The organism is Synechocystis sp. LEGE 06083 (assembly GCF_015207725.1).
Classification (GTDB): domain Bacteria; phylum Cyanobacteriota; class Cyanobacteriia; order Cyanobacteriales; family Microcystaceae; genus Synechocystis; species Synechocystis salina.
Genome location: NZ_JADEWJ010000382.1, coordinates 1 through 2,664 on the forward strand (window position 1 = coordinate 1; position 2,664 = coordinate 2,664).

The 2,664-nt window shown below is 48.4% G+C and carries 3 protein-coding genes; all 3 read right to left on the bottom strand.

Annotation, left to right across the window (positions count from 1 at the left end; genetic code table 11):
• A partial coding sequence (locus tag IQ219_RS18815) for a DEAD/DEAH box helicase (protein WP_194073623.1) occupies positions 1-1,419 on the bottom strand: 1,419 nt, incomplete at its 3' end.
• 96 nt (positions 1,420-1,515) lie between these two features.
• Positions 1,516-2,214 (bottom strand): DUF3782 domain-containing protein, encoded by a 699-nt coding sequence (locus IQ219_RS18820; protein WP_194073624.1) that lies wholly within the window; start codon positions 2,212-2,214, stop codon positions 1,516-1,518.
• 194 nt (positions 2,215-2,408) lie between these two features.
• Positions 2,409-2,664 (bottom strand): ABC-2 family transporter protein (locus IQ219_RS18825; RefSeq protein ID WP_194073625.1); only part of this gene is annotated, 256 nt, incomplete at its 5' end.

The window sequence follows — 2,664 nt, forward strand, 5'->3', positions numbered from 1 at the left end:
TGTGTTTAAGAGACAGGGACTAAGCATGGCGTGCCCTTCATTGGTACGTTTTGAGAGGGCAGAGATCACCGTCGTGCGGGCTGGCATATTAATCCCCGCCGATAGGGTCGCCGTGGCAAACACCACCTTAATCAAGCCCTGCTCAAATAACTTTTCCACCAGGGTTTTCATATCCGGCAAAATACCCGCATGGTGTACCGCAATGCCCCGTAAAAGGGGTTCAATCTGCTCCAACCGAGTCATGGGGGAAGATTGGGCAATCCAGCCCCAGAGTTTGAACATACCTTCCGGGTCGATCGCCAGGGCAGTTAATAGTTTTTGGGCCGCCGCGCCATCCTGGGGATAATCCAAATAGGCAATGACCGCTTGGACCATATCCGGTAAACCATCCGCCAAATCCCGTTCCAACTTCTGCCGCAGCAGGGGATTTTTGCCAAAGAAAAAATCGAGCAGTTGCAGTTGGATACTTTCCTGTTCCGCCGGTTCCACCAAAGATAAATCTTCTAAGGATTGGGCCGCCTGTTCACAGCCCCGACGGCTAAAAATCACATAAATTACCGGCAACAAATTCCTTTCCTGTAACTGTTGCATCACTACCAGGGGATAGGGACAATCTTCCCGACGCATCCGTCGATTTTTACCAGAACGGGTATTTTTATTGCCAGCCTTGGGTAGTAAACGGGCATTCACCCCGGTTTTTTTCTCGTTCAGCAGGGGAAATAAACCTTTGCGGGTGCTGTAGTGAAAGGTGAGGGGCACCGGACGAAAATCGGAATTAACCAGCACACAGGGGGGAGAATCATTGTGCTGTTCCCCTTGACGCAAGACTTTCAGGGATACCCCAGTGCGGACTTGGTTAATCCATTCTGTCAATTGTTCTGGATTGCCAATGGTGGCGGACAAACCCACCAGTTGAATGGTGCTGGGACAGTAAATTATTGACTCTTCCCATACGGTGCCCCGGCCCCGGTCGCTGATGTAATGGACTTCGTCAAACACCACCGTTTCCACATCTTCCAAAGAAGTCCCCACTTCCCCAATGGGGGTTTCGTAGAGCATATTCCTAAAAATTTCCGTGGTCATTACCACCACTGGAGCATCGGCATTGATCACCGTATCGCCGGTAATTAAGCCCACTAATTGTTCAGCATTTTCTAGACCTAACTTCTCTAATTTTTCCTGGAAATCCCGAATTTTTTGATTGGATAAAGCTTTGAGGGGGGTGGTATAAAAAACCCTTTTTCCCCGGGCAATGGCCCGATAGATAGCATATTCTCCCACCACCGTTTTACCGGAACCGGTAGGCGCACACACCACCACTGACTGGTCTTGATCCAGGGCGGCGATCGCCTCTTGTTGGAAGTCGTCCAATGGAAAAGCAAACAGTTCAGCGGGGTCAGCGTAGGCTAAGGTTTTCACAGATTTAGGCAAAAGGGTGATTAGGTTCCCATTTTATCTGGTTATCCTGGGGGCAATCCAAACCAGGTCTTTTCCGCTTATGCCTTAGCAATGCCATTACCAAACCCGAGGCTGGAAGGTGGCGGGGGTATCTAGTTCAAAGATTTCATCCCGAATGCGGGCAGTGTATAACCCAGCCTTGAGTACCTCTTCTTTGACCGCATTGGACAGATCCACCGCAGCGAGGATGCCATATAACTTTTTGTCTTGGTGTTCAGGGAAAAATTCTCGAAAACACTGGAGATGGTTAATTAGTTGACCGATGGATTCTGAGCGGGCATGGCTTTTGACTTCCACAACGATGGCTGTCTTAACGTCTCCGTTGGCATAGGCCATTACATCAAGTTCAATATGTTTGCCCTGTTTGCTGACCCGGACACTAGGGGTGACCACTTCCATGCCAAATTTTTCACGGAGAATGGTTTCCATGGAGGGCAACGCTAAACCTTCCGTGAAACTGCCGAATTTTTGCCCCAGCCCGCCAATTTGTTTACCTAATTCTCGAATTTGGCGATCGGTTTTTTGGGACTGTTGTCTTAACTCCTTGATTTGGCGATCAGTTTCCTCCCGTTGTTCCCGAAACCAGCGATCAGTTTCTTCCCGTTGCTCCTGAAACCGGCGTTCTGCCTCCTCCCTTTCTTCTTGAAACCGGTGATCAACTTCCTCTCGTTGCTCCTTAAGTTGGCGCTCTGTTTCCTTCTGAGCTTGGATTAGCTCTCCCAATAATTGCCAGACTTCATCCGCTGTTGTTGCCATGATCACCTAGGGTGTATTTTGATCTTTTCCTATTTTAAAGGGAGCCCGATTGAAACTTTGATAGTTATTGTTTGCCGCTGCACGATACTAAGTATTGCTTAATTCCTCCGCATGCAATGACAATTGCCTCCACTCCCAGTCAATTTTTATGTACTGAATTTTGGCTGTGTTGATCCGGCGGCGATCGCCAAAATTTAAGCTCCCATGCCGGAGTATTGTTTTAAGCCCTGGCGCCAGAGCCAACGGTTAAGTAGAGCAAATAGACCGATCCAAATACCAATAATTAGTAAACTGCGAAAAAAAGGTAGAGGTAAACCAACCAAAGCGGTGGCGGGGAAGTAAACACCGTAGGGAAAGGGGGTAAGTAAAACAATCTGTCGTACTGTATCGGGAAAAGCTTCCAAGGGAGCAATAACGCCAGAGAGAAAAATGTAGAACAAAAACCAAAGG

Excerpts from the sequence above, each read along its gene's own strand:
- IQ219_RS18820 (WP_194073624.1), bottom strand. The coding sequence starts at position 2,214 with ATGGCAACAACAGCGGATGAAGTCTGGCAATTATTGGGAGAGCTAATC.